This is a genomic window from Sedimenticola thiotaurini (genome assembly GCF_001007875.1).
Classification (GTDB): domain Bacteria; phylum Pseudomonadota; class Gammaproteobacteria; order Chromatiales; family Chromatiaceae; genus Sedimenticola; species Sedimenticola thiotaurini.
The window spans coordinates 279,427-305,299 of record NZ_CP011412.1 but is presented as its reverse complement, the minus strand read 5'-3'; the positions used below and the strand labels follow the sequence as shown (position 1 = coordinate 305,299).

The 25,873-nt window shown below is 54.8% G+C and carries 25 protein-coding genes; 13 read left to right on the top strand and 12 right to left on the bottom strand.

All coding sequences use genetic code 11. The annotated features are described in order from the left end of the window. The first annotated feature begins 206 nt into the window (after positions 1-206). Genes pta through AAY24_RS01305 form a run of 3 tightly spaced genes read left to right on the top strand, consistent with a single transcriptional unit; the run spans position 207 to position 3,673 of the window. Positions 207-2,315 (top strand): phosphate acetyltransferase, encoded by a 2,109-nt coding sequence (pta, locus tag AAY24_RS01315; RefSeq protein ID WP_046860918.1) that lies wholly within the window; start codon positions 207-209, stop codon positions 2,313-2,315. Then, a complete protein-coding gene (locus AAY24_RS01310; RefSeq protein ID WP_046858141.1) occupies positions 2,312-3,463 on the top strand; it encodes an acetate/propionate family kinase in 1,152 nt (383 codons plus the stop codon). The genes pta and AAY24_RS01310 overlap by 4 nt, the downstream gene beginning before the upstream one ends. A 27-nt stretch (positions 3,464-3,490) precedes the next feature. Then, positions 3,491-3,673 (top strand): hypothetical protein, encoded by a 183-nt coding sequence (locus AAY24_RS01305; protein WP_046858140.1) that lies wholly within the window; start codon positions 3,491-3,493, stop codon positions 3,671-3,673. Positions 3,674-3,740: 67 nt separating this feature from the next. Here the strand turns inward: AAY24_RS01305 and AAY24_RS01300 are convergent, their stop codons facing one another. Further along, complete coding sequence (locus AAY24_RS01300; protein ID WP_046858139.1) at positions 3,741-4,526, bottom strand: C40 family peptidase; 786 nt, start codon at positions 4,524-4,526, stop codon at positions 3,741-3,743. A 350-nt stretch (positions 4,527-4,876) separates the two neighbouring features. Between AAY24_RS01300 and AAY24_RS01295 the strand changes: the two genes are divergently transcribed. Then, a complete protein-coding gene (locus AAY24_RS01295) occupies positions 4,877-6,640 on the top strand; it encodes a SulP family inorganic anion transporter (RefSeq protein ID WP_046858138.1) in 1,764 nt (587 codons plus the stop codon). Between the two features lie 527 nt (positions 6,641-7,167). After that, the gene (locus tag AAY24_RS01290; RefSeq protein WP_046858137.1) at positions 7,168-9,153 is read left to right on the top strand and encodes an SLC13 family permease; all 1,986 of its coding nucleotides are present in this window, start codon (positions 7,168-7,170) and stop codon (positions 9,151-9,153) included. A gap of 287 nt (positions 9,154-9,440) precedes the next feature. Here the strand turns inward: AAY24_RS01290 and soxZ are convergent, their stop codons facing one another. From soxZ to soxA, 4 genes are all read right to left on the bottom strand, one after another. Next, positions 9,441-9,755 carry a thiosulfate oxidation carrier complex protein SoxZ gene (soxZ, locus tag AAY24_RS01285; protein WP_046858136.1) on the bottom strand — a complete coding sequence of 105 codons (315 nt, stop codon included), beginning with the start codon at positions 9,753-9,755 and terminating at the stop codon, positions 9,441-9,443. Between the two features lie 25 nt (positions 9,756-9,780). After that, a complete protein-coding gene (gene soxY / locus AAY24_RS01280) occupies positions 9,781-10,245 on the bottom strand; it encodes a thiosulfate oxidation carrier protein SoxY (protein WP_046858135.1) in 465 nt (154 codons plus the stop codon). A 14-nt stretch (positions 10,246-10,259) separates the two neighbouring features. Then, positions 10,260-10,748, bottom strand: coding sequence for a sulfur oxidation c-type cytochrome SoxX (gene soxX / locus AAY24_RS01275; protein ID WP_199930447.1), 489 nt, complete (start codon positions 10,746-10,748; stop codon positions 10,260-10,262). Positions 10,749-11,005: 257 nt separating this feature from the next. Next, positions 11,006-11,938 (bottom strand): sulfur oxidation c-type cytochrome SoxA, encoded by a 933-nt coding sequence (gene soxA / locus AAY24_RS18355; RefSeq protein ID WP_082116972.1) that lies wholly within the window; start codon positions 11,936-11,938, stop codon positions 11,006-11,008. A gap of 446 nt (positions 11,939-12,384) precedes the next feature. Between soxA and AAY24_RS01265 the strand changes: the two genes are divergently transcribed. The 4 genes from AAY24_RS01265 to AAY24_RS01250 all read left to right on the top strand — a co-directional run bounded on the left by AAY24_RS01265 (position 12,385) and on the right by AAY24_RS01250 (position 17,214). Continuing rightward, entirely contained in the window at positions 12,385-14,178 is a 1,794-nt protein-coding gene (locus tag AAY24_RS01265; protein ID WP_082116971.1) for a sensor histidine kinase, read from the top strand. Positions 14,179-14,180: 2 nt separating this feature from the next. Further along, positions 14,181-15,572 carry a sigma-54-dependent transcriptional regulator gene (locus tag AAY24_RS01260; protein WP_052760983.1) on the top strand — a complete coding sequence of 464 codons (1,392 nt, stop codon included), beginning with the start codon at positions 14,181-14,183 and terminating at the stop codon, positions 15,570-15,572. Between the two features lie 429 nt (positions 15,573-16,001). Further along, on the top strand, positions 16,002-16,499 hold the full coding sequence (locus tag AAY24_RS01255; protein ID WP_046860914.1) for a retropepsin-like aspartic protease family protein: 498 nt from the start codon (positions 16,002-16,004) through the stop codon (positions 16,497-16,499). A 442-nt stretch (positions 16,500-16,941) separates the two neighbouring features. Then, positions 16,942-17,214, top strand: a complete 273-nt coding sequence (locus AAY24_RS01250; RefSeq protein ID WP_046858133.1) for an EH domain-containing protein — start codon at positions 16,942-16,944, stop codon at positions 17,212-17,214. 178 nt (positions 17,215-17,392) lie between these two features. On the opposite strand, the gene AAY24_RS01245 is transcribed toward AAY24_RS01250, so the two are convergent. From AAY24_RS01245 to AAY24_RS18350, 3 genes are all read right to left on the bottom strand, one after another. Next, positions 17,393-17,656 carry an RNA recognition motif domain-containing protein gene (locus tag AAY24_RS01245; RefSeq protein WP_046858132.1) on the bottom strand — a complete coding sequence of 88 codons (264 nt, stop codon included), beginning with the start codon at positions 17,654-17,656 and terminating at the stop codon, positions 17,393-17,395. A gap of 83 nt (positions 17,657-17,739) precedes the next feature. After that, complete coding sequence (locus tag AAY24_RS01240) at positions 17,740-17,937, bottom strand: cold-shock protein (RefSeq protein WP_046858131.1); 198 nt, start codon at positions 17,935-17,937, stop codon at positions 17,740-17,742. Positions 17,938-18,154: 217 nt separating this feature from the next. Further along, positions 18,155-18,682 carry a hypothetical protein gene (locus AAY24_RS18350; protein WP_199930446.1) on the bottom strand — a complete coding sequence of 176 codons (528 nt, stop codon included), beginning with the start codon at positions 18,680-18,682 and terminating at the stop codon, positions 18,155-18,157. Between the two features lie 349 nt (positions 18,683-19,031). Between AAY24_RS18350 and AAY24_RS01230 the strand changes: the two genes are divergently transcribed. The 4 genes from AAY24_RS01230 to AAY24_RS01215 all read left to right on the top strand — a co-directional run bounded on the left by AAY24_RS01230 (position 19,032) and on the right by AAY24_RS01215 (position 22,948). Continuing rightward, positions 19,032-19,436 (top strand): phasin family protein, encoded by a 405-nt coding sequence (locus tag AAY24_RS01230; RefSeq protein ID WP_046858130.1) that lies wholly within the window; start codon positions 19,032-19,034, stop codon positions 19,434-19,436. Between the two features lie 377 nt (positions 19,437-19,813). Next, complete coding sequence (locus tag AAY24_RS01225) at positions 19,814-21,007, top strand: EAL domain-containing response regulator (RefSeq protein ID WP_046858129.1); 1,194 nt, start codon at positions 19,814-19,816, stop codon at positions 21,005-21,007. Between the two features lie 17 nt (positions 21,008-21,024). Continuing rightward, a complete protein-coding gene (locus AAY24_RS18345) occupies positions 21,025-22,173 on the top strand; it encodes a response regulator (RefSeq protein WP_052760981.1) in 1,149 nt (382 codons plus the stop codon). A gap of 55 nt (positions 22,174-22,228) precedes the next feature. Continuing rightward, positions 22,229-22,948 (top strand): ZIP family metal transporter, encoded by a 720-nt coding sequence (locus tag AAY24_RS01215; protein ID WP_046858128.1) that lies wholly within the window; start codon positions 22,229-22,231, stop codon positions 22,946-22,948. Between the two features lie 43 nt (positions 22,949-22,991). Here the strand turns inward: AAY24_RS01215 and AAY24_RS01210 are convergent, their stop codons facing one another. The 4 genes from AAY24_RS01210 to AAY24_RS01195 all read right to left on the bottom strand — a co-directional run bounded on the left by AAY24_RS01210 (position 22,992) and on the right by AAY24_RS01195 (position 25,791). Then, positions 22,992-23,573, bottom strand: coding sequence for a DUF3501 family protein (locus tag AAY24_RS01210; RefSeq protein ID WP_046860911.1), 582 nt, complete (start codon positions 23,571-23,573; stop codon positions 22,992-22,994). 77 nt (positions 23,574-23,650) lie between these two features. Then, positions 23,651-23,938: an encapsulin-associated ferritin-like protein gene (locus AAY24_RS01205; protein ID WP_046858127.1), complete on the bottom strand. Its 288-nt coding sequence runs from the start codon at positions 23,936-23,938 to the stop codon at positions 23,651-23,653. Positions 23,939-23,966: 28 nt separating this feature from the next. Beyond that, positions 23,967-25,298, bottom strand: coding sequence for a heterodisulfide reductase-related iron-sulfur binding cluster (locus AAY24_RS01200; protein ID WP_046858126.1), 1,332 nt, complete (start codon positions 25,296-25,298; stop codon positions 23,967-23,969). 76 nt (positions 25,299-25,374) lie between these two features. Further along, positions 25,375-25,791 (bottom strand): rubrerythrin family protein, encoded by a 417-nt coding sequence (locus AAY24_RS01195; protein ID WP_046858125.1) that lies wholly within the window; start codon positions 25,789-25,791, stop codon positions 25,375-25,377. Positions 25,792-25,873 lie beyond the last annotated feature (82 nt).

Here is a 25,873-nt window from a genome sequence, read left to right as displayed (position 1 = left end):
ACAAGCCCGGCGTGTCCGTTCGCCATGCCCTGTCGGGCGGCACAGCGCACCGGACTGGGCGGGGCAAGGCGCCGGTCGGGCGCCGCAAAATCCACGGCAACTGCCCCCAGGCATGGAAAAGGATGGCAATCTCATGGCAAATTCCTTATCCTTCCGCTATGTTGCGCCGCATCATGCCGGCGCCCGCAACCTTGAAAAGAGCGATCATGTTAAGAAGTGTCTATATCGCCGGCGCAGAGCCCGGCAGCGGTAAATCAATCGTCGTTCTGGGAATGATGGAGATGCTCAGCGCCATCACCAAACGGGTCGGTTTTTTTCGTCCTGTTGTCCCGGAAAACGGTGGCAGTGACAATCTCACCCACCTGATTACCCAACGCTACAACATCGACCTGCCGGCCAGCTCTCTGTATGGCTGTACGGACGAAACCGCCCGCAACCTGCTGGCCGAGGGGCGCTACGCTGAGCTGCAGAAGCAGATCATGGCCAAGTACAAGCTGGTGGAGAAGCAGGTCGATCTGATGATCTGCGTCGGCACCGACTTTTCCGATGTCACTTCGGCGCTGGAGCTGGACTTCAACGCCGATCTGGCCAATAACCTGGGCTGCCTACTGATGCCGGTTATCAAGGGCTATGGCCGATCCGCCCACGAAACTGTCGATGCGGTGCGGGTGCTGGAAGAGTCCCTGAACAATCGCGGTTGCGAGCTGTTGGCGGCGATCGTCAACCGGGTCGACCCGGACAAGATGGATCAGGTGATTGCCGAGTTGACCGTCTCCTCCATGCCGTCGCTGCCATTCTACGTGCTGCCGGAACACCGCACCCTGGAAAAGCCCACCGTGGGCGAGATCGGACGCTCCCTGAAGATCAACTGCCTGAATGGTGACCAGGAGTCCCTCAACCGGGAGGTGAGCCACTACAAGGTAGCCGCCATGGAGATCCCGAATTTCCTGGATAACATCGAGGAAGACAGCCTGATCATCACCCCGGGGGATCGCTCCGATATCATCCTCTCCACCCTGGCGGCGGATGTCTCGGTAAACTATCCGAAAATCGCCGGACTGTTGCTGACTGGCGGTCTGAAACCCGCCGCCCAGGTGACCCAGTTGCTGGACGGCTTGAACAAAACCCACATGGCAATCCTCAGCGCCCCCTGGGACACCTTCTGCACCGCCCTGAAGGTGAACGAGGTGGAGGGGAGCATTCTGCCCTCGGATGATCGCAAGATCGCCGCGGCGCTGGGCATCATGGAGAAGCACATCAACGCGGAGGAGTTGACGGCACGACTATCGGTCAGCCCCACCCGTCGCAAGACGCCGCTGATGTTTGAGTACGAGATGATTCAACGGGCCAAGTCGGTGCGCAAACATATCGTGCTGCCGGAGGGTTTCGATGAGCGTATCCTGCGGGCGGCGGAGATTCTGCTGCTGCGCGAGGTGGTAGACATCACCCTGCTGGGTTCGGAAGAGAAAATCCAGCAGCGAATCGCCCAGCTGGGTCTCAACCTGCAGGGCGTGAAAACCATCGATCCGCGCACCTCGCCCTGGCGCCAGACCTTCGCCGATACCTATTTCAAGCTGCGCCAGCACAAGGGTATCTCGGAACAGATGGCCTACGACGCCATGGCCGATGTCAGTTACTTCGGCACCATGATGATCCATCACGGCTACGCCGATGGCATGGTGTCGGGTGCGGCCCACACCACCCAGCACACCATCCGCCCGGCCTTTGAGATCATCCGCACCAAACCCGGCTGTTCGCTGGTCTCCAGCGTATTCTTCATGTGCCTGGAGGACAGGGTACTGGTGTACGGGGACTGCGCGATAAACCCCAATCCGGATGCGGCACAATTGGCGGACATCGCCATCAGCTCCGCCGGCACCGCTGCCATGTTCGGCATCGAGCCCCGGGTTGCCATGCTCTCCTACTCCACCGGTGTCTCCGGCAAAGGCGATGATGTGGAGACGGTAAGGGATGCGGTCGCCATTGCCCGCCGCCTGCGACCGGACCTGAAACTGGAAGGTCCGATCCAGTACGACGCCGCTATTGATCCCGGCGTGGCCCGTTCCAAAATGCCGGACAGTGAAGTGGCCGGCCAGGCCACCGTATTCGTCTTCCCCGATCTGAATACCGGTAATAACACCTACAAGGCGGTGCAGCGCTCCGCCAACGCGGTAGCCATCGGACCGGTGATCCAGGGCCTGAACCGGCCGGTCAATGACCTAAGTCGGGGCTGTACCGTGACCGACATTGTCAATACCGTCGCTATCACCGCCATCCAGGCGCAACAGAATGACCAGCCGGAGACGCCAACGTGACTATTCTGGTAATCAATGCGGGCAGCTCGTCAGTCAAGTACCAGCTGTTCGATATGCAGCAACAATCCTCCCTCGCCACCGGACTGATAGATCGAATCGGGGAGCCGGGGGCGCCGGTGGCCAGCCACCAGCAGGCGCTGGAGCAGATGGTTGAGCATCTGAAATCGAGCGGCCTGCTCACTTCCCTGGATCAGCTAAGCGCCGTCGGCCACCGGGTCGTGCATGGTGGTGAACAGTTCAGGCAACCGATGCTGATCGATGACGATGTGATCAATACGATCCGGCGCGTGGTGCCCCTGGCCCCCCTGCATAACCCGGCCCATCTGAAGGGCATTGAGGTGATGCAACGTCTCTGTCCCCAGGTACCCCAGGTGGCGGTGTTCGATACCGCGTTCCACCAGACCATGCCGGATTACGCATTCCACTACCCCCTGCCTATCCAGTACTACCGGGAGTACAAAGTCCGTCGCTACGGCTTTCACGGCACCTCGCACCACTACGTGGCCAAGCAGGCAGCCGAGTTCCTCGACACACCGATCGAATCCCTCAACCTGATCACCCTGCACCTGGGTAACGGCTGCAGCGCAGCCGCCATCCAGGCCGGTCGCTGCATCGACACCAGCATGGGTATGACACCGCTGGAAGGGTTGATGATGGGCACCCGCTGTGGCGATATCGACCCGGCGCTGCACTTCTATCTGCTGCGCAAGGCTGACCTGACAACGGAGCAGTTGGAGAAGATCCTCAACAAGGAGAGCGGCCTGAAGGGAATCTGCGGCTGCAGCGATATGCGCGAAGTGAGCGAAAAGGCCGCACAGGGTGACGATAGCGCCCGTCTGGCCCGGGAGATGTTCGCCTACCGGATCAAGAAGACCATCGGCAGCTATTACGCAGCGCTCGGTCGGGTGGACGGGATCATCTTTACCGGTGGTATCGGTGAGCATGACGCCGGTCTGCGGGAGCTGATCTGTAGCGGGCTGGAGGGGCTGGGCATCAGTATCGCCCCTGCCAACGCCGACACCCCATCCGACCAGATCCAGCCTCTGCACAGCGGGGACTCCCGGGTTCAGATCCTGGCCATCCCAACCAACGAGGAGCTGGAGATCGCCCGTTGCGCCCAGCAGCTTGTTGGATCGGCAGACCACTGAAGCCGCACCAGGGGCTAGAATAGGCTCATGGACAATGATACAGCCACCATACTTGAAGCCATGGAACAGGCCGCCATGTCCGGATTGTGCCGCGATGGCCAGCTGGAGATCGGCATGCAGGTGGCCCGTACCATCCACCCGGACATGAGTGAAGCGGAGTTGCTGGCTATTGCCGAGGCGGTCTACAAACGCACCCTGAACAGCGACTAGCGCACCAGCCTCCGGAATCCACCACTATGAACCCCGGTAAACCCGGCCGGGACGGCCGGATAAACGGTTAATCAGCATCCCTTATCCCCTCTTCCAGTGAATCACCCCAGGTAAGGGCATGGGGATCAAAGCCGTTCTGCAGGGTCGGCTTGATCACCTGAAAATAGGGTGAGATATCAAAATCCCGCGGGGTGAACAGGCTGTGGTGCCGTATATGCAGCAACTCCTGATAGCAGTCATCAGAGGCGCGATCTGATGACTTACCTGGCCCGATCTCGGGTAGAATCGGATAGCGTACCGACTGATAGGCCTGGGCAATCAGTGAAGAGCAGATCGCCCGGGTGGGATCACCGCTACCCAGTGCCAGCATGCGGCGACGCCAGTGGGACGGCACGGGCGGTGTCTGGATCAGGTAACGCGCCAGGTCGATTATGTTTTTCAGATCGTACTGCTGGCCGATCCTGGCCACCGCATAGGCCACCACGGCATCGATTTCGGCCGGGCTGAGACCCACCGGTCGACAGATCCGGGTATGCAACTGCCAGTAATCACTCAACGGGATCAGCCGCACGCCCGCCAGCACATCGACCTCCAGCAGTTCGCCCCCATCACCGGTCAGATCGGCAGACGTCGGTCTATCCGAGACATAAAGTGCGGCATGGGACCAGGTTGACTGGGTCAGGTATTTCACGGCCGTACTGAAACGGCTGGAACCCTCCACCAGCAGCACGTCGCCCCTGCGCAGGCTGGCTGCCAACCGATCCGCTGTGCAGGTGGCGGGACGGACACCACGCTTGCTCGGCTGGTGCAGATAGTGGGCCAGGCCACGGCCAATCCAGCGCAGAAAATTCACCCCCGCTCCTCGCTCAGGCTGGTCAGGCCATACCACGCCATGTCAAGCATCGTATGGCCGCCATGTATAAGCTGTAACTTACCCTGACGGTAATATTAATAAATTAGAAAAGACTACTTGATTATAGTATGCTGTGCAGCGCAACATCAGCGCCCGCTAATCCGCTCTGGATGCTGTGAAATCAACAACTTGCAACACCTATCTGCTTGACTGCTCACCCGTCTGGAAGAGGTTCAGCGTACCTTCCGACACAGGCCGTGATAGTGACCGCGTGCCCGGCGGATAGTACAACCCCCCTGTCCCGGTAGATCGGTGGACTGGCTTTGACACGAGGTAATCACAAAGAATAGATGCGTATTTCGGCACTGCAACCCGGATGGAGTTTCCTGTTCCCGTTCACCCAATGGCTTCCCAACATCAAACGAAACGATCTGCGCGATGATCTGATCGCTGCCCTCACCGGGGCCATTGTGGTCCTGCCACAGGGGGTCGCATTCGCCACTATCGCCGGCATGCCGCCGGAGTACGGTCTCTACGCCGGCATGGTGCCAGCCATTATCGCCGCCCTGTTCGGCTCCTCCAGACACCTGGTTTCGGGACCCACCACCGCCGCTTCAGTAGTACTGTTCTCCTCCCTGTCGATCTACGCCACACCCGGTAGCGCCGATTACGTCACCCTGGCCCTTACGCTCACCTTCATGGTAGGTGTTTTTGAACTGGTACTGGGCCTGGCCCGCATGGGCGCCCTGGTCAATTTCATCTCCCACTCGGTGGTGATCGGGTTTACTGCCGGCGCTGCCGTCTTGATTGCCGCAAAGCAGCTGAAGTATTTCTTCGGACTGGAGATGGATAGCGGTGGCCATCTGCATGAGATCGCCTTCAATTTTGCCCGCCATGTACCGGAGATCAACCCCTGGGTCACCGCTATTGCCCTGATCACCCTGCTGTCCGGCATCGCCTTCAAACGCTGGTTGCCACGCATCCCCTACATGATCGCCGCCATGCTCATCGGCACCCTGGTTTCGGTGCTGTTGAACTACCTGTTCGGGCAGGATACCACCCACATCTCCACCGTTGGCGCCCTGCCGGCCACTCTGCCGCCGCTGTCGGCTCCCGACCTGACCCTGCAGCACATCAAGGACCTGGCCCCCACTGCCCTGGCGGTCACCCTGTTTGCCCTGACCGAAGCGGTTTCCATCGGCCGCTCCCTGGCGGCCCGGGGCGGCTACCGGATTAACGGTAACCAGGAGTTCATCGGCCAGGGTCTCTCCAATATCGCCGGCTCCTTCTTCTCCGGCTATGTGGCCACCGGCTCATTCAACCGCAGCGGTCTGAACTACCAGTCCGGCGCCAAGACACCACTGGCCGCCGTGTTTGCCGCCCTGATGCTGATGGCGATCGTGCTGCTGGTGGCGCCCTATGCGGCCTTTCTGCCCAAGGCCGCCATGGCCGGCATCCTGTTTCTGGTGGCCTGGGGCCTGATCGACTTCAAGGAGATCGGACATGTACTGAAATCCTCCAAGCGCGAGAGTGCCGTGCTGCTGGTGACCATGCTCAGCGCCGTTTTCCTGGAGTTGGAATTTGCCATCTTCGCCGGGGTGCTGCTCTCCCTGGTGCTCTACCTGGAGCGGGTCTCCAAACCCAACATCGTCACCCGGGTGCCGGATCCGCGCCTTTACAAGCACGCGTTCTCCAGCGATCCGGACCTGCCGGAGTGCAAGCAACTGAAGATCATCCGTATCGACGGTTCGCTGTTCTTCGGTTCGGTCAATCACCTGCAGGAGCAGTTTGACCGGATTCGCGCCACCTATCCGGAGAAGAAACATCTGGCCATTATTGCCAGCGGCATCAACTTTGTGGACCTGCAGGGCGGCCATGCCCTGGTGGAGGAGGCCCAGCGTCGCCGGGATGCAGGCGGCAGGCTCTACCTGATTAACGTCAAGGAGCGGTTGTGGGATGCACTGGAGCGCAGTGGCGATCTGGAAGTGATCGGCGACCGGAATATCTTCCAGTCGAAGAACGCGGCGATCCACGCCATCTACCAGAAGCTGGACAAGTCGGTGTGCGCCGATTGTCAGCACCACATCTTCCAGGAGTGCGACAGCAAACCATAACCGACACAGCGGTACCAGACAGCCCCGCGGGAGATTTTCGCTCCCGCGGCGGCGTGCGGCCCTCCAAAACTAACCGGCCGCCTGCGCCGGCAACCGGAAAAAACAGCGCGGCTGTGATGCCGACACGCCTTCTCTCCCCCGATACCCAGTGGAAAAACAGATCGGGCCGCCCCCTCCCCACCTTTTTGCACCCTGTAAATACCGACAGGCAGGCTCTTCAGGGGTTGCGCTATAAGTAGTAGTTTGCGCTACCCGCAAATTTATAAATTAGAACGGCCATACTATTTACGGTATCTTTTCGGTGCAGTTAATCAGCGCCGCTGATCACTCGTTCCTGAAGCCCAGTAATCAACCGCCCATCCCATCAGGTGATCCTGTGGAGACTCGCCACAACGCCTGTCGGGTGCGGCTGCACCTGTTGTCGGTGTGCGATCAGAATCGGGAGCAGGAAACTGCCATAACAGGGGTCCACAACCCCGGGGCAGTCCGTTTTATCAATCGAACAAGCAGTTTTAGGGAGCCGATATATGAACACGCTGGCCGATGAGGAGCAGACAGTCTCACAGACCGGAAGACTGCCCTGGAAACAGATCATCTCCGCCGGAATCTTCCTCTGTGCCGCCATTCTGCTGGCCATCAATGTCCCCTCCATCGAGATTGCCTGGGTAAGCGCCCTGCTGCTGCTTACCATCTACCTGTTCGCCTTCGAAGTGGTGGGCGTCGACGTGGCCGCCATTGTGATCATGGTGTTGCTGGGACTCACCTCCCTGGCCGCTCCCCTGATGGGATTGAGCGCCGGTCTGGTGGACACCCAGCACCTGTTCGACGGTTTCAGCTCCAACGCGGTGATCTCCATCATTGCGGTGATGATTATCGGCGCCGGTCTGGATCGTACCGGTATCATGAGCAAGGTGGCCGCCTTTATTCTCCAGATCGGCGGCAAGACCGAGGGACGTATCATCCCCATCATCTCCAGCACAGTGGCGATCATCTCCTCGTTCATGCAAAACGTGGGGGCCGCCGCCCTGTTCCTGCCTGTGGTCTCCCGTATCTCCGCCCGGGCCGACCTGCCCATGTCCCGGCTGCTGATGCCGATGGGCTTCTGCGCCATCCTGGGGGGCACTGTCAGCATGGTGGGTTCATCCCCCTTGATCCTGCTCAACGACCTGATCGCCACCTCCAACAGCGCCCTGCCGGAGGAGCAGCAGATGGAGGCCTGGAGCCTGTTCTCAGTCACCCCGATCGGGCTGATGCTGGTGGCTACCGGAGTCATCTATTTCGTCCTGGCCGGTCGCTTCGTACTGCCCGCCACCAAGAGCGAAAGCAGTACCACTGCTGCCGGTGCCCTGCAGTACTTCCGAGACCTCTATGGAGTCAGCTTCAGCCTGTTTGAGCTGGTGGTCCCGGACGACAGCGACCTGGTGGGCAAACAGCTGGATGACATTGAAACCCTCTACAAGGTGCGGGTCATCGCCAACAAACGGGCTGGCGCGGAGAGCCAGGTTGGCCCCGGCACCCTGGCCCGGGACACGGCCATTGAGAACGGCATGGTGCTCGGGGTTATCGCCGAGTCCCGCAATATCGACCATTTTGTTGAAACCTTCGGTCTGAAGAAACGCAATGAACTGCGCACCTTTACCGAATCCCTGGCCGCCACCAAGGCCGGTATCGCCGAGGTGCTGATCCCCCCCGGCTCCAAACTGATCGGCAAGAGCGCCCGGGACGTCTGGATGCGCAAGGTCTACGGTATCGCCATGATCGCGTTGCACCGGAACGGCGAAACCATGCGTGAGGGGGACGACATTCGCAGCATTCCGTTCGTCGCCGGCGATACCCTGGTCGTCCACACCACCTGGGAGGCGTTGGCGCGCCTGGAGAAGGATCGCAACTTCGTGGTGGTGACCACCGAGTATCCCCGAGAAGAGCTGCGTCCACACAAGGTGGGCTGGGCCGCTCTGTTCTTCCTGATTGCCCTCTCCATGGTGCTGTTCACTGATATCCGTCTTTCGGTCGCTCTGCTCACCGGCGCCGTCGGCATGATCCTTTCCGGGGTGCTCTCCATCGAGGAGGCCTACGAAGCAGTGAGCTGGAAAACGGTGTTTCTGCTCGCCTCCCTGATCCCGCTGGGACTGGCTGTGGAGAGTACCGGCACGGCCAAGTGGATTGCCGAACAGACCCTTTCCGTGGTGGGAGAACAACCGATCTGGGTGATCCAGTCTGCGGTCGCCCTGCTGGCCACCTTCTTCACCCTGGTGATGTCCAACGTGGGCGCCACGGTGCTGTTGGTCCCGCTGGCGGTCAATATCGCTGTCGGTGCAGGGGCCAACCCGGCCGTCTTCGCCCTGACCGTGGCCATTGCCACCTCCAACTCTTTCCTGATTCCAACCCACCAGGTCAATGCCCTGATCATGGGGCCAGCCGGCTACCGGGTGGCGGATTTCATGCGCGCCGGGGGCATCATGACCGTGCTGTTCCTGGTGGTGATGATGATCGGTATGAACCTGTTCATGTAGACCGATCGCAGTGGAGATCAATCGGCGCTGAATGTCCGGCGATCCTGTGCCATAGCTTGCATAGTGAAAAGCGGACTTCAGTGCCCTTACTCAGGAACCGGGAGTAATATTCCTGTTGCGTCCTTCCAGTGGGTCGTCCGGGCCAGGCATAACGTGAAGAAAAGCGGCGCCCTCTTGGTATTTGATGAATCACTTCGCACCAGATTGGCAACCGTAATTCACCTCAGCCAGGTTGGCAGAGCACCGCTTTTCCAGATTGTGCATCTACTCAAGCAGCCATTGTGCAACTAACGGACATTAACTTCCGAAGTATCAGTTGCGCCCTGGTTGTCGATCCAGGTCAGGCGAACCACGTCGCCTTTACTGGCACCTTTAAACAGAAAAGTCACATACGGGTCCGATGAAACAGCACCGCTCCAGTCACTGGAGGCAACCTGCTCACCATTGTGTTCCACCGTAACCGAACTGATAAAATAGGCCGGAATAGTCTTGCCCGTTTTTGCATCCTTTCGCAAGCCGGTTTCCATAGGGTGCTTGATAATCGCTTTTACTGTGCAAATATCGTCGGATAACTTTGCACGCATTTTTATCGTATCTGCCATTGTTCAATTCCTTTATCTCTGCACATCAGCCGCCACAGCCGCCAATAGTCACTTTTACTTCTTTTTGCGTGCTGTAGAGTTTTCCATCCGCCTTTACTATTGCTACCACATTGGCAGTCTTGGCCATCTTTATCCGCGTACCCACATAACCCATACTCTTCGGGCCGAGCTTAAACGTCGCAACAAGCGGGTTCACATTGTTTTCCGCCAGAATGGCGATACTTTCAATACCGGTAAGATCGCTGGAAACAGTGACCGGCACCACCGCACCATTCTCCGCGATGTCCGGTAACTTCAGTGATATCCTGTCACTCGGCTCAGCATCAACCTCACCATACAGGCGGGTCAATGCGTCTTTCAGCGCCTGCGCCTCGAAAGCATCCTGTGGTCTTGCCGCAAGCACACTTCGTGAAGTGAGTGTCCCGGTGCCCGCCACGAACATAGCCGATCCAATCATCGCTATACGCTTCATCACCAATCTACGTTTCATGTCTATCACTTTTTTTACTCCTTATGATCACTATCCTTGAGAGAGTAGAGAAACGCCATCACGTCCCTGATTTCAGAGTCAGTGAGCACGCCATTTGTACCGAACATGGGCATATGTGCATCGGGGTTATACCAACGGGTGTCGTACAACCTTTGATAGGTGTAGCTGTAGGGTAAGTCACGACTACCATAATTCATAAGGCTTGGCCCAATGGTGCCGGACTGGTCACCCCCATTGATCTCATGACAGGCGAGACAGTTACCCAGCGGAGTGGAAAATGCGATGGTTTTTCCCCGCTCCGGGTCTCCCAATTCACCTTTCCATTCCACTTCTGAAACCGGCGGAGGCGGCAACTTACCGCAGGGATCGGTGTAACTGTGACAAGGATATATCGTGGTATCACGAGCGGGAGTATCGGCGGCATTGGTTATATTGCTGAAAAGCATTGCCGATCCGAGAAATAACATACAGAAAACTGTTTTCAGAGATGCTTTGTTGTTCATTGGTTTACCCATATATGATCAATCAAATTCCAAGCAGTGTTGTAATACCGGAACAGACGGATACTTTCGAAACTTCGGGATAAATGGTGACTGTACAAATCACTCGCACTACCCACTAACCTTATGGGCTTTACATGGAAGCGCCCCATTTATCCGGGCAGGCGATCCATAGTCAGCCCGGTTCCGAAAGAGACTCTGTTACCTGCAGATCTCAACAACCCACCAGGATGCGGTTATTCACGTTGCTGCTGCGGGATTCAATCCAGTGCCTCACCGTAGTAGCTGGATAACACGTTCACCTTGTGGCCGTTGGAAAGCGCCCGTAGGAACACTTCAATATCGGTATACTCCTCACTACCTTCCGGTTCCGTTTTCATGCGTGACATGGAAGCGCATGCCTTGATCTGATGTTGCAGGGTGACCAGGTAATGTCTTTCCGGGTAATCGGGGAACTCAAATATCGGATAGGATGCTGCATCACCATAGGGAGTAGATGGACGCATACCGCGTAATTTCTTTAGCACAGAAGGTGGCGTGTGACAGGATGCACAGGCGAAACCAAACTGGCCAACACGTTTGAAAAAGGAGTTCCTGCCGCGTTCGAAAGACGCTTTTTGCGGTCCCTCGCTCACGTCGACCTGGATCGGTACCCCATGACTTTGAGCGGTAACGAAAGCAGCGAGCAGGTTATTACTGCCTGAAGTTACCGGAAGATCAGTGCCAACATACAATTCACCGCAACGTTTAATACGCGTGGTCAGCGACACCATACGATTTAGTGTGCTATCAAACTTAGGATACTGTGCCGCGACACCCTCCAGTTTCTCCGCATCATCGCCATGACAGGATGCGCAGCTCTTTCCCTTAGTACCCGCCTTGGTGTATACCGCCTTCGCCTCTTCAAACAATATCTCTCCATTGAACTCATCAGGTCTGAGCCAACGGATATTTTTATAATTCATAACCTCATCACCCAGCTTTTCCGCCATGGATTTCTCTAAGGCTTTTTCATCCTTCCAATGGGAGTAGGTGTTGGTCAGGTTGCGGTCGCCTTCGACGCCCGGGAGAGCCTTTTCCCGGCCCGGATGGAACTTGCCCACCCCTTCCACGGCCACGTCACAGACTGCACCCGCCCCATAAAGAGTGAACAGCGATACTATTAGCAGTTTTGCTTTTATTCTTTTTTTCATAAAAGTCCTCCAACTCTTCTCACTCTCCGTAACGAGAGTCAGAATTAAATACTGCAATCACGGTGCCAACGCCAGAATATAATGTAACTTATTGTTTTTAATAAAGCCGGTGGTTAATGCGCCATACTCGAGAAAGCCGGTATGGGATCAAATCCCAACCGGCCACCTTATGCATGGGTAAATTTCCTAAGGAACTAGGATACTTGATACGGGAATTAAAAATCACCGCGCCACTAAAGAGAGGATTTAAAAAACTACTCTGTTGAGTAATACAATTCCATCCCGTTTCCATACAACCGAAAGTTCCACAGGGGACGATTTACCAAAAATACCGCTACGTGTATGCTAGGCTGACACGAGCGTCCTACGATGACTGCCTATGCCGCATCCAGGACCGGTTTGAGTAACCCCCGATCAACTGTCTGAATACACTTAACTACACAACGATGGCAGGTAGTGAAAATCCGTCTGTATCCGACGCTTCTGATAGTGGATCAGGGACACCGGCCGGCAAATCCACAACACTGCATCAGAGAAGGAAAAGGTGCCCGCTGTTTGGCTCATTTACCGCTCGTGTAAGCATCAGTGCTGCCATCATGGTTGCCATTTCAGCAGCGATCTCGATGTTCAGTCTCGACTACTTCCTGAGTCGCGATCTGGAGTTAATCCACACTTCCCAGGTAAGAGAACAGGTGCAGCGTGTCGATACCTATGTTAAGCGGCAGGTTGCAGACCTATCCGCGTTCGCCAGCGCGGCGATAAGAAATAAAGACCTGCGAAATAACATTCTCAGTTATATGAGCGGCAGGACATCGAGACGCTGGTTGCAATCCTTTGTGACCTCGACCACGTCCCTGTATAAGCTCAATTCCATGACACTGTGGAATGCCGATGGCGGGCTGGTGGTCGCCACCGAGAACATCATTGGCAATATGGCACTGCAGTTAGGTAACTACCCCATCGATACGCCCCGTTATCCTCAGGCCGGTCTGCTGGATCTCGGCGGCCAATTGTGGGCCGTATCCACCGCCCCAATCATGGAGGGCCAGGAGATCATCGCAGTGATCCAGTTTTCCCGACTGCTCAATGATCGCATCATGCAGGATCACTTTCTGGACATAGGCATCAGCGTCACCACCCCACAGGCCAGAAATGTCAATACAACGATGGCCGGCACCCTGGACATCACAACAGTGGATGGGCGACCACTGGTCATTTCGGTTGATAAATATGACTCCATTGATCTCTCTGGACTTACATCCAAAGCTTATATAACCGGGGGTATCGCCTTATCGTCTGCCGCTCTTGTCTTGATTATTTTATTGTTGATGAGAAAGGAGATCCGACCATTTCGTGTACTGCAGGAATCATTCGCCGCGGTTGGGCATGGAGACTTCGACCAAAAAGTCGCCATCCAGGGATGCAGTGAAGCGGTTGCACTTTGCGATAGCTTTAACCGGATGCTGTCTGACCTTTCCCGGCTACGGGAAGCCGAGGCAGCGGTTGAACAGGATATCAGGCTGGCAGCAATTGGTCGCCTGGCTGCTCGTGTTGCCCATGATATCAACAATCCATTGAGTGTGATTCGTGCGATCTCCGATCTCTCCAGACGGCAGATGCGGGATAAAGACGATACCGTAGCGTCAGATATGAACCGCATCTATGAACAATCGAATCGCTGCTTGCAGATAGCGGAAAACCTGGTCGCCTTCTCCAGGCCGAGAAATATCAGCCTGGAACCGTTGGAGTTACATGAGCAGTGCGCACAATATCTTCAGGAACGTAAACGTCAATATCCCCGATTCCAGTATGAACTCATCGCCTCTGACACGGCTTACATGATAAATGGAAACCGCAACTATCTCTGGCAGATTCTCGACAACCTGACAGACAATGCGGTGGAGGCCAATAACGGGGAATTGGTGCAGTACCGCTGCTATGCGGATGGCGAACTGGCTGTCGTGGAGATAACAGATTACGGGCAGGGATTCGCAACGGAATCAGAAAAGGATATTTTCGAACTGTTTTACACCACTAAACCGCATGGTACCGGCCTGGGGCTGCCAAACGCCATGGCCATCGCCCGTGCCTTTGGCGGTACCATACGGATCACAAATCCACAACTGGGACAGATCGCAGTTTTCATGAATCTTGCGGAAGCGGAAACCACACAAGCGGTGGACCAGGTCCCGTTGTCATCCCCTTATGCCATCGCAACTGAAACGCCACTGGTAAATTAGTAATGACATCTGATGCAACACAAGGATCATTTCCGTCCGACTCCAACCTGTCGAAAGTCGCTGTAGTAGAAGATGAAACCGCGGTCGCGGAGATCCTGGTACGCATATTAAAAGAACTTGGCGTCAAGCATGTGGATCAGCACGATTCCGTGCAGGACTTTCTCGATCATATAGATGAAGATTTACCGGAACTGGTGTTTACAGACTTACTCATGCCGGGTAGAGATGGTTTCGATCTGATTAAGGAGATGCAGTCCCGGCATCCACAGGTTCCTATCATTGTGGTCAGTGCGCACGCATCCCTCGATAATGCTGTAAAAGCCGTTAAATTAGGTGCTTTTGACTTCGTTGCTAAACCCTTCGATGTGGATGGGGTCTCTGCGGCCTTGCAGAAAGCGATGAGCCAGCGCTACGTCCGGCAACGTCTTCAGGGAAAGCCGGTACAACTGCAGCAAGACAGGTATCTTAATGCCATTCTGGGCAATAGTGCTGCAATGACTTCCCTTCGCGAGATGATCGCCATTGCCCGGGAGGTTGAAGCCAATGTGCTGGTGGAAGGCGAAACCGGCACGGGAAAAGAGCTGGTAGCCCACGCCTTGCACGGCGGTGCGGGTCCCTTTGTAGCCTTGAATGTCGCAACTATTGCCGATGACATAGCGGAGTCTGAACTTTTCGGGCACAAACAAGGTGCCTTCACCGGCGCCGTTTCAAACAGAAAAGGTATCCTCGAATCCGCGATTGGCGGCGTCCTGTTTCTTGACGAAATAAACTCCATGACACAGAAGATACAGGTCCAACTTCTACGTGCGATCCAGGAGCGTAAGGTTCGTCCGATCGGTTCGAACCGGGAAGTGGATGTTAAGTTCCGTCTGATCTGTGCGACCAATGAGCCGCTCGAGGATGCGGTTGCATCGGGGCGTTTCCGCCTGGATCTGTATCATCGCATTAATCTGATCCATATCCGTATCCCGCCACTACGGGAACGCCCTGAAGATATCCCTGATCTCGCCCGGGAGTTTTTCGCTCGATACTGTCAGTTGCATCACCGTCCCGTATCAACCATAGAGGATTCGGCTATCAGCGCGCTTCGACAGTACGAATGGCCCGGCAACGTAAGGGAGCTTGAGAATGTCATAGAGAGAGCCGTGATTTTCTCATCAGCCGAAGAAAACCTCAGCATTGATGTGTTAAGTCGGGTTTTTTCCTGTAAGAATTCAGGGCAGGCCCTTACGACTGGATTTACTGTCCCCTTGACCTTAACCATGAAAGAACTGGAAGTACGTTACTCGAGAGCAGTGCTTGATGAAGTGGGCGGAAACAAATCTGAAGCCACAAGAATATTGAAAATTGATTACAAAACCCTTGAGAGACGTCTGAAAGAGACGAAAACCTGACCGCCTGCCCTGTGCATCTGGATAGACTGGTCACTCATCGTGACGGACAGCCCGGGGCAAGTGGGAAAACCCGACAGAGAGCGAGTGACGGACCAGCGGCAGTTCGACAAAATGAACACAGTCGGAACGTTTTTTCCACGGAAACACCTTCCTCTAGCCGTTCAGACAAGGAGATCGAAGGCTTTCTGATCTCCGTTTGATACCCCTGTGCCCCCCTTACTCCAATCCGTTATTTCCAATCTTTTCTAAATTTTTCCCCAAATCAACCGATACTTAACTTAACAGCCGCTCTTCAGGCAGGCGCATAACATAGGTCCCGGGAATTAATTCTCCCGGCATCTTATACCGCATTGTTTGATATCACTGGATGAAGTATCAGCCGGCCCACACTCTGCCGTTTATCCATGAACTGGGACAGGGAATCAGATGATGAAACCAACCATAAGCAGCTTCGCCGGGCTCTGTGCACTATTAATCAGCAGTACTGTTGCTGCCGAGGACTTCGGCACCAGTATCCCGATGCGCGCGGGCAACGCGACCACCTACTATGTCAAAGCAGCGGTGGGTGACCTGGAGGCGATGGATTTCATGGTGGACACCGGCTCTGGCTACACCACCATCAATGAACAGACCCTGGGGGAGCTGGAACAGAACCAGCAGGCGGAGTATCTGCGGGAGTTGCGGGGCATTCTGGCCAACGGTACCGAGTTGGTGGTGCCGGTCTATCGACTCACCCGGATCAATATCGGAGGCGGCTGTCAGCTGGACAATATCGAAGCCGCGGTGTTTCCGGGCAATACACGCCAGATACTGGGCCTGAGCGCGCTGAAACAGGCCGGTCCGTTTATTTTTTCCTTCGACCCACCCAATCTTATTCTCAGTAACTGCCCCTCCAGCGAACTGTTGGCCAGCGCCCCGGAGAAGTAGACCGCCCCATCAGAAAGACAACCAATCGATCTGTTGCGAAGCGCCGTCCATCGATTGTCGTCCAGGGGAGACCTTATTACCGGTATCCCCAACCCACCCGGTCAGATTGCCCCCACCACCGGTTCATTACTCTCCAGAATCGGCGTGACGACCACCCCATACAGCACAAAATTCCGGAAGATGGGGCTGAATGGCGCCCCCGCCAGCACGCTACCGGACCCTTGTCGCCAATTTGCAACAGGGAAATATCGTACTAAATCAGCCAGTTGAAAAAAGCGCCCGTAAAGCTGTTGCCTGTGGGCGACAGATACCGCATCTGACAGGTATCCATCACCCGAAGAATCCTAATAAGTAACTGATGTTATTAATATTTAAATTGCTGGCACAGATACTGCTCTAGTCTGGGTGTGGATCTACCACTAAGAAATTTTGGAGATAAATAATGAAGCGTTCAACCATGATAAAACTGCTCGGCTTTTCAGCATTCACCCTGTTATCCGCTGCCACATATGCGGGCAATATGGATACCGCCCAGTTTGGTACCCTGGACCAGAACCAGGATGGACAGTTGACCGCTGAGGAAGCGGCCAAGGACGTGAGCCTGAGCGAGAACTGGACTACGATTGATAAGGATGCCAATGGGGCCATCGACCAGGCAGAGTTCAGCGCCTTTGAATCCATGCAGATGCAGGAAAACAAGCCAGCCGCTGAGTAATCAATCTGGTTAACTGAATGGACGTTTGCACAGGGAAGTGCGGACGCTCCTCTTCTGTATCGGTGATTCAACCGGCTACAGTTTCAGAACGGACTCTCGTTACCAATCTGACAGCGGCTCTGCGGAATAGATTCGGGAGGGTTAAACAGAGGAGTATTGGGACGGTTGCATCGCGAGACTAGCGACGACGACGTCCATTCGGCCGGGGGGTCTCAAAATTAACCTTCAGCAGGTTACCGTTAAACTCCCTGCCATTCAGGCCGGCGATAGCGGCACGTGCTTCGTGACCTTCCATTTCGATAAAACCAAAGCCTTTGCATTGGCCTGAAAAGAGGTCCATGACGAGTTTCAATGTCCGGACTGTACCAAACTCGGCAAATAACATCTGAATGTCGTTTTCACTGGTGCTGGATGGCAGATTTCCGATAAATATCTTTTTCAATACAACTCCCTACATAGTTGAGTGACACAACAAAGAACCCCGCCTAAGCGGGGTTCTCCAGTATCTATACAACGATACCAAGTCTAGCTGACTTTGCTTGCCTGAAGACCCTTGGGACCTTTCTCGACATTAAAAGTGACCGGCTGACCTTCCGCCAGGGTTTTGAAACCCGAGCCTTCGATCGCGTTGAAATGTACGAATACATCCGGGCCACCATCATCCTGAGAAATAAACCCGAAACCTTTGGCCTCGTTAAACCATTTTACTGTGCCTGTAGCCATAAAAATCTTACCTGTAATAAATTAACAATTTGCTTTTTGCTTACAGATAATGAAACGAGGAATTGAGGGGGTAACAAGATCGGAACAACCAAAACTGCTTATCACAAAAACTGTAGCTGCAGGTACTATAGGTGAACCCCCGCAGAATAGCCAGCATTATATTCGTTATTCTGAATAAATCCCGTGACCGCCACACCACCGGGCAATTCCACCGGCTCTATTTTGCCTTTTTCCCCTTCTTATCTTTCTTCTCTTTCTTCTCTTTCTTCTCTTTCTTTTCCTTCTTATCCTTTTTCTCTTTCTTCTCTTTCTTCTCTTTCTTCTTTTTCTTCTCTTTACTCTTCTCCTTGTCCTCGGATAATTTCCTGTCATCCGTCTTTTTATTGGATTTCTTCTTTTTCTTCTTTTGGTGGGCCAGTTCTTCATCCGGCTCCGCCTTCTTCTTGTTTGCTTTCTGCTTCTCTGTTTTCTCCTGTGCAGCCCCATCGCTGTGCACCGGGTCTTGGTCCAGCGCCACGGGACCGGCGCTTTGCTCCCCATCTGACTGCGGCTTTCCAGTCGCTGGCCGGGAAACAGTCCCATTCACGCCGCCGGGGGCGCTATCGGTTGGGAGAGCCGTCCCAACGTTAGAGCCGCTCTGCTCAGCCCTCTCCATACGCCTTAACAGCCGTCGCGCCCCCTTGACGAAGGCCTCTGCCCGTTTTTCCAGGGTCGGACAGACCTGTTTGAATTCAGCAATGGACATATTGGCCAGTTGCTCAATGGTATTGATCCCACACTGCCCCATTCTGGTGGCGGCACTCGGACCCACTCCCCTGACGCGCGTCAAAGGAAGTTGCTGATCATTCCACATAGCCGGATTACCTTTTCTCTATCGGATCGCGAAAGATAGGTGAATTTTAGCTTTTTCGCAATCAGGCCAGTACATCAGGAGGCCCCAATACATCTGCCTGTAACAATTAAATATTTATTATTATCAATGAGATATAACTCCCATAAAAAATATGCAAGTTTTATGTTGCACCGCAACATTCAGAGTGCTATGCTGCATCGCATCATCAATACAACCCCACACCACAAGGAAGGAAATCACGATGACTAACGAAATTTTTGAGAAATTCACTGCCCAGGCCCAGACCTTTTTTGCTCCTGTACAGGAGCTGAACAAGCTCTACATCTACAACATTGAGAAACTGTTCGAGATCCAGTTGAACAGCGCTCGGGATTACACCGAAATCTGTCTTGAGCAGATGCGTTCCGCCAGCGAAATTACCGACCAGAAAGCTCTGGAATCCTTCCTGAGCAAACAGGGCGATACCTTCAAGTCCATTGGCGAGAAAGTGATTGCCGACTCCCAGGCCGTTGCCAACATCGGCACCCAGTTCTCCACCGAAGCACAGAAGATCGCAGAGAAGAGCGTTGAAGTCGCTACCGCTGCCGTCAGCCAGGCACCTGCTGCAGCCAAAAAAGCAACTGTAGGTCCCAAGAAAGCCGCTTAATTCCGCTTTCTGAAGTTCAAAAACCGCTACCTGGTTATCCGGGTAGCGGTTTTTTTTATCCCTCTCAACAGGTCAGCCGGGATTCCCCTTCCTACCGCCTCAGACAACTATTACCGCTAACCATCCGGCAACAGAGGCTAAAGCTCCTGTGTCAGGTCATCTGCCCGGTACGGATGCGCCACCCCCCCGCAGACCCCGGCCATCCCCGGTCTGAATTCAACCACTCCCCTGTATACAGTTGCTTTGGAATTGCTGCCAAGCGCGGGAAGAGGGATTATACTTCTCTCAAGGCGCTGGAATTGGAAAGGATTTTGGGCAATGGAGATGGCGATTAATGCACTTCTCACGGAATAAGGCTGGCCAGTCACGGATAGGACATGAATATTTTGTTGCTTGATGACGAGCAGTTTATGCTCAAAATCCTTTCCCGGCAGTTGGCCAACCTAGGATTTAAAAAAATCACTCCGATATCCAACCCCATTCGCGCGCTGCTGATGCTGGAACAGGGCGATGAAATCTTCAATCTGCTGTTGCTGGATCTGCAAATGCCCGGTATCGACGGGGTGGAGTTCATACGACACCTGGACCGGGTCAGATACACCGGCGGGTTGATCCTGATCAGCGGTGAAGATGAACGGATTCTGCAGACGGCCAAAAGGCTTGCTGAGGCCCACAAACTGCAGGTCCTGGGGGCATTGCGAAAACCCGTGACACCCGACCAACTAAAAGCGGTTCTGAAAAGCGCCCCCAAAGGCAGCAGTCGCGCTCCGGGTAAGATCTATGACGCAAAAGCGCTGCAAAAAGGACTGGATAACCGGGAACTGGTCAACTATTACCAACCCCAGGTGGAGCTTGTTTCTGGCCGTTTATGTGGTGTGGAGTCCCTGGTTCGGTGGCAGCACCCGGAAGATGGACTGGTCTTTCCCGACCAGTTTATCGATACCGCTGAAGAGCACAACCTGATCGATGCACTGACCGGTCAGGTTCTCGACATGGCGCTGCAGCAGGCGGCACGCTGGCTTAAATCAGAGCTGTCACTACAGGTTGCGGTGAACATCTCCATGGATAATCTGGCCAACCTGGACTTTGCCGACGAGGTAGCATTTGCACTGGAGCGGGCAAACGTGCCCCACTCCAGTCTGGTACTGGAGGTCACTGAAAGTCGACTGATGAAGAACCCGTTGGCGCCACTGGATATTCTGACACGTCTGCGTCTGAAGCATATCGGTCTTTCCATTGACGACTTCGGTACCGGCCACTCCTCCCTTGCACAATTGCGGGATATTCCGTTTGACGAACTCAAGATTGATCGTGGATTTATTCACGGCGCATATCGGGAAGAGGCGTTAAGGGCCATCGTCGAGGCGAGTCTCGGTATGGCAAAACACCTGCGCATGAAAACGGTCGCGGAAGGCATAGAGGACCAGTCAGACTGGGATCTCATCCAATCCATGGGATGTGATTACGCACAGGGTTATTTCATTGCCAAGCCGATGCCGGCGGAACAGCTGGAGCACTGGATTACCGAATGGGAAGTACGGCGTCATAACCTGATCCCGGTCGTCTCATGAGCAGTCCGGGTCCAATAATGATCGCTACTGATGTAGTCACGGACGCGGAACTGGTCCGTGATCTACTTAAGAATGAGTTTGACCATATTGTTCTTTCCACGGATGCTGATCACACCGTTGAGGATTTTGAGAAACACCGACCAGCCCTTCTGATCCTGGCATTCAATCAACTGGAGAAGGCGAAACTCTACTATCTGGGACTCTACCGGTTGAGCGAAAAGGTCCATGACATCCCCCACCGAACCCTGATTCTCAGTAACAAGAATGACCTGAAATCGGTCTACACACTCTGCAAGAAGGCCTATTTCGACGACTTTATTCTGTTCTGGCCACCGCCCAATGATCCATTTCGTTTACCCTACTCGGTGTACCGCGCATTGAAAGAGCTGCAACAGGCCAACGAACCGACGGTGGAGGATTTTGCCGGTCCGGCCCGCCATCTGTCCGGTCTGGATGCCTTGATCGAAAAACATACCGAGACCGGCAACCGGTTTATGGAGCAGTCCGTTCAGTCGGCCCAACAGGCGGAATCAACGGCGCTGGACCGGTTGGAAAAATGCTACGCCTCCCTCAGTTCCAAGGCATCCGGCGATGCCGGGGCAACAGAGAACGGCGCGATTATTGAGCGGGAACTGGAGCAACTGAAGAAAGAGGGTATTGAGAAGCCCTTCAAACATCTGGACAAAGCCATGCAACCGATGCGCCAGTGGGCGGAGAATATGCGCACTGATCTGGAGCCACATCTGGAGGCGACCCGCACCCTGAGCAAGCTGTCCGCCCAGGTTCCCATCATACTTATGGTTGATGACGACAAGTTCCAGCACAAATTGATCAAGCAGATCTTGATCAATGAACGACTGAAGCTGGAGTTCGCCACATCCGGTACCGAGGCATTAGGCATATTGCGCCGCTGCCGACCTGACCTGATCCTGATGGATGTGAATCTCGACAATGAGAACGGCATCGAGGTCACCCAACGGATAAAGGCAGTCAAACAGTTTACCACCATCCCGGTGATCATGATCACCGGCGAAGGGGCAAAGGATATCGTGGTTGACAGCGTCAAAGCGGGTGCGGTGGATTTTATTGTGAAGCCATTTAACACCAGTACGCTGATTAAGAAGATTTACCGCTTCATCAATCACCCGGCAGGCATGTCGGACTGAAATCAAAGATCCGCGGTTCCGGACTACCATCGGTTCACCTGAATCAGACTGACAGATGACAGAGATATTCACCATTCTGGCTCTGACCATCGCCTCCGGTGGTTGCATTCCACTAGGTGGCCTGATCGCCAGCTTCGAGCATATCCGGCCCCACTGGCTGCAGCGGGAGTTCCGGCATTTTCTGATCGCCCTGGGTGGCGGCATTCTACTGGGGGCGGTCGCGGTGGTGCTGATACCAGAAGGTATTGCACGCATGGAACGGTCCCTGTTCTCCATACCACTGTTTCTGTTTGGCGGATGCCTGTTTTTCCTGATTGAACGGGCACTGGGGTTACGACGCCGGGAATCGCCTCAACTGATGGGCATGATCCTGGATTATCTTCCCGAAGCAATCGCGCTGGGCGGCATGGTTGCAGTCAGCTCCCCCTTGGCTCCCCTGCTGGCACTGTTGATCGGTTTGCAAAATCTTCCGGAAGGCTTCAACACCTACCGGGAATTGATTGCACACAATCGGAGTAACCGGCGAACGGTTCTGAAAGTAATGGGGGCCATGGTGCTTATCGGCCCACTGGCGGGTCTGGTGGGTTATCTCTTCCTGTCCGGTTACCCGGCGCTACTGGGTGGCATTATGCTGTTTGCCTCCGGCGGGATTGTCTACCTGATATTCCAGGATGTGGCTCCCCAGGCGCGCCTGAAGCGACACTGGGGTCCACCCCTGGGAGCGGTTGTGGGCTTCTCCATCGCCATGTTCAGTGAGATGCTGGTGGTGGCGTGACAGCCGATCCGTACTCCGGGCCGGCTGTCGCAGACAACCTGTACTAGTGCAGATCCCCCACCAGGGAGTTGCGAACATTATCCTCCAGTACCGTCTCTCCGGTATAGGCGGGATGGGTAATACCGACCCGAATGCTTGCGCCCTGCTTTGCTGTGGCCACCATCTCTGGGGTCAGCTCAAAGCGGACAAAATGGACCGAAGAGGTTTTATCTTCGGTGGTGCGGTCCAGATCCTCATTAGCCACCGGATGCACCTTCTCCAGTTCATCAACCTGCACCCAGAGCGCTTTCTCCACGCCGATCAGTCGGGCCAACGCTTTCCGCCGCTCCTCCACGTCACCGTACTCAATCATGAAAGTGGCTTTCCAGTTCTGTCCGTCCGGTATCAGGGGATTGTAGACATCCAGTTCATCCTGAATGCCTTCGGCCTCGAATATCCGTTCGATGCGGAGCATCTCCTGAACCTGGTACTGCATGGTGAGGGCGTCTTCAAAATAGAGTGCTGCATGTTCACCGATGGCGACCCGCCGATCCTTCTTGTGCTCCATCACCCGGGCACGGAACTCTGGACGTATACGGGCATACTCTTCCAGGCTGTAGAGATCCTGATGTGACAATTTACTCATGAGTGAAAACTCCTCGTTCTCGCTTAATCCATCCTCAGGTCCGTAGACGGTACATCCCTGTACCACCTCTTGCGCCATTACTCGTGTGCAATCGGTTTTTCCGTGAACAGATAGTCTTTCAGTTCATGGTCGAAAGTGGGGTCTTTGCGACGAATCCACTCCAGTACCATCGCGGCGTGCTCTTTCTCTTCATCCCGATTATGGGCCAGGATCGCCTTCAGTTCGGGATTCTGACAGGCATCCACCCGCTGGTTGTACCAATCCACCGCTTCCAGTTCCTCCATGAGCGATACGATAGCCCGATGCATGTCCCGGGTCTCGGTGGATAGCTCCTCAATCGGTTCGTGATAACCCTCGCTTGCCATTGGTTCTCTCCTTCAAAACAGTTCAAGTTCAAATGCCGTAAGCCTTTCTGAGCAGACTCATGGGGTGTTCGGTCTGGCTGCCATCCGCCAGGCCATGTTCAATATGATGCCCGGCCATGGGACAGTCACTACCGTAATGGTCCGCCTCGGCCTGCTTCACCCGGTTCACCACCGGGCGCACTATCTTCATGGAAATTTCGTGAAACTCTTTCTTCACCGCATAGGTGCCATCGTGCCCCGAACAGCGCTCAATAACTGTGACCGCAGTGTCGGGTACCAGCGCCAGCACATCGCGGGTTTTTGCACCGATATTCTGCACCCGCTGGTGACAAGCGGCGTGATAGGCCACCTTGCCGAGGGAGTGCTTGAAATCATTTTTCAGCTTGCCGTGTTTATTGCGCAGGAACAGATATTCAAACGGGTCATAGATCGCCTTACCCACCTTGATCACATCGGCGTTATCCGGGAACAGCAGTGGCAGCTCCTGTTTGAACATCAGGGCGCAGGAGGGCACGGGCGCAACGATATCCCAGCCTTCATCCACCAGTTTGGCCAACGCGGGAATATTGGCTTTCATCGCCTGTTCCACCGCATCCAAATTACCCAGTTCCAGTTTCGGCATGCCGCAGCACTGCTCCTTGGGAGCCAGGGTGACCGGGATTCCGTTATGTTCAAACACCGCGATCAGATCTTCACCGATAACCGGCTCATTGCGATTGCCGTAACAGGTGGCGAACAGGGCCACCTTGCCCTGGGTTGGTCCGGCTGGCTCGCCCTCCCCGCTGGCACCCACATGCTGACGCTGTCGCTTGCGCAGCGTATTGGAGTGATACTCCGGCAGCCGGGCATCAGCATGTACACCCAGAACCGATTCCAGCAACTTTCGGGTCGGCTTCGTCCTGTTGGCCGCATTGACAATACCTGCCACCACGGGAATGCCGGCCAGGGAGCCTACGGTGTCGGTGCTGGTGAGAATCTTGTCACGGGTCTTCATCTCACCTTTTTTGTACTTCACTGCCTTGGCCCGCAACATCAGGTGGGGAAAATCCAGATTCCATTCATGGGGCGGGGTGTAGGGACACTTGGTCATGTAGCAGAGATCACACAGGTAACAGTGATCCACCACCTGCCAGTAATCATCCTTTTTTACCCCGTCTATTTCGTAGGTCGGGGATTCATCAATCAGGTCGAACAGGGTGGGAAAAGCGTGACAGAGACTGACGCAACGACGGCAACCGTGGCAGATTTCATAAACCCGCTCCAGTTCATCCATCAGCAAGGCTTCATTATAATAGTCGGGCTCTTTCCACGCGATCGGGTGGCGTGTCGGTGCCTCCAGATTACCCTCTTTTACCGCCATATCAGCTCTCTCCTGAATTCCTTATTGCAGTTGAGTGGGCCGGGAACGATCCCGGCCCGGTATTAAAAGGCTACATTCACTCCATTTCGTCCAGCGCACGCTGGTAACGGTTAGCGTGGGAGCGTTCTGCCTTGGCCAGGGTCTCGAACCAGTCGGCCACTTCATCGAAGCCTTCTTCACGCGCGGTTTTGGCCATGCCCGGGTACATATCCGTGTACTCGTGGGTTTCACCGGCTACTGCGCTCTTCAGGTTGTCCACGGTACTGCCGATCGGCATACCGGTGGCAGGGTCACCACAGCTCTCCAGATACTCCAGATGACCGTGGGCATGTCCGGTTTCACCTTCAGCAGTGGAACGGAACAGGGCGGAGATATCGTTGTATCCCTCCACATCAGCCTTGGAGGCGAAGTAGAGGTAGCGACGATTGGCTTGAGATTCACCAGAAAACGCATCTTTCAGATTCTGTTCGGTCTTGCTACCTTTCAGTTCCATATCTATCTCCTCGTCAAATTTCTTTTGAACGCGTACTTCTGTCAGTACGTCGCTAAAGGATAGATGATGAATACTGTTTTAT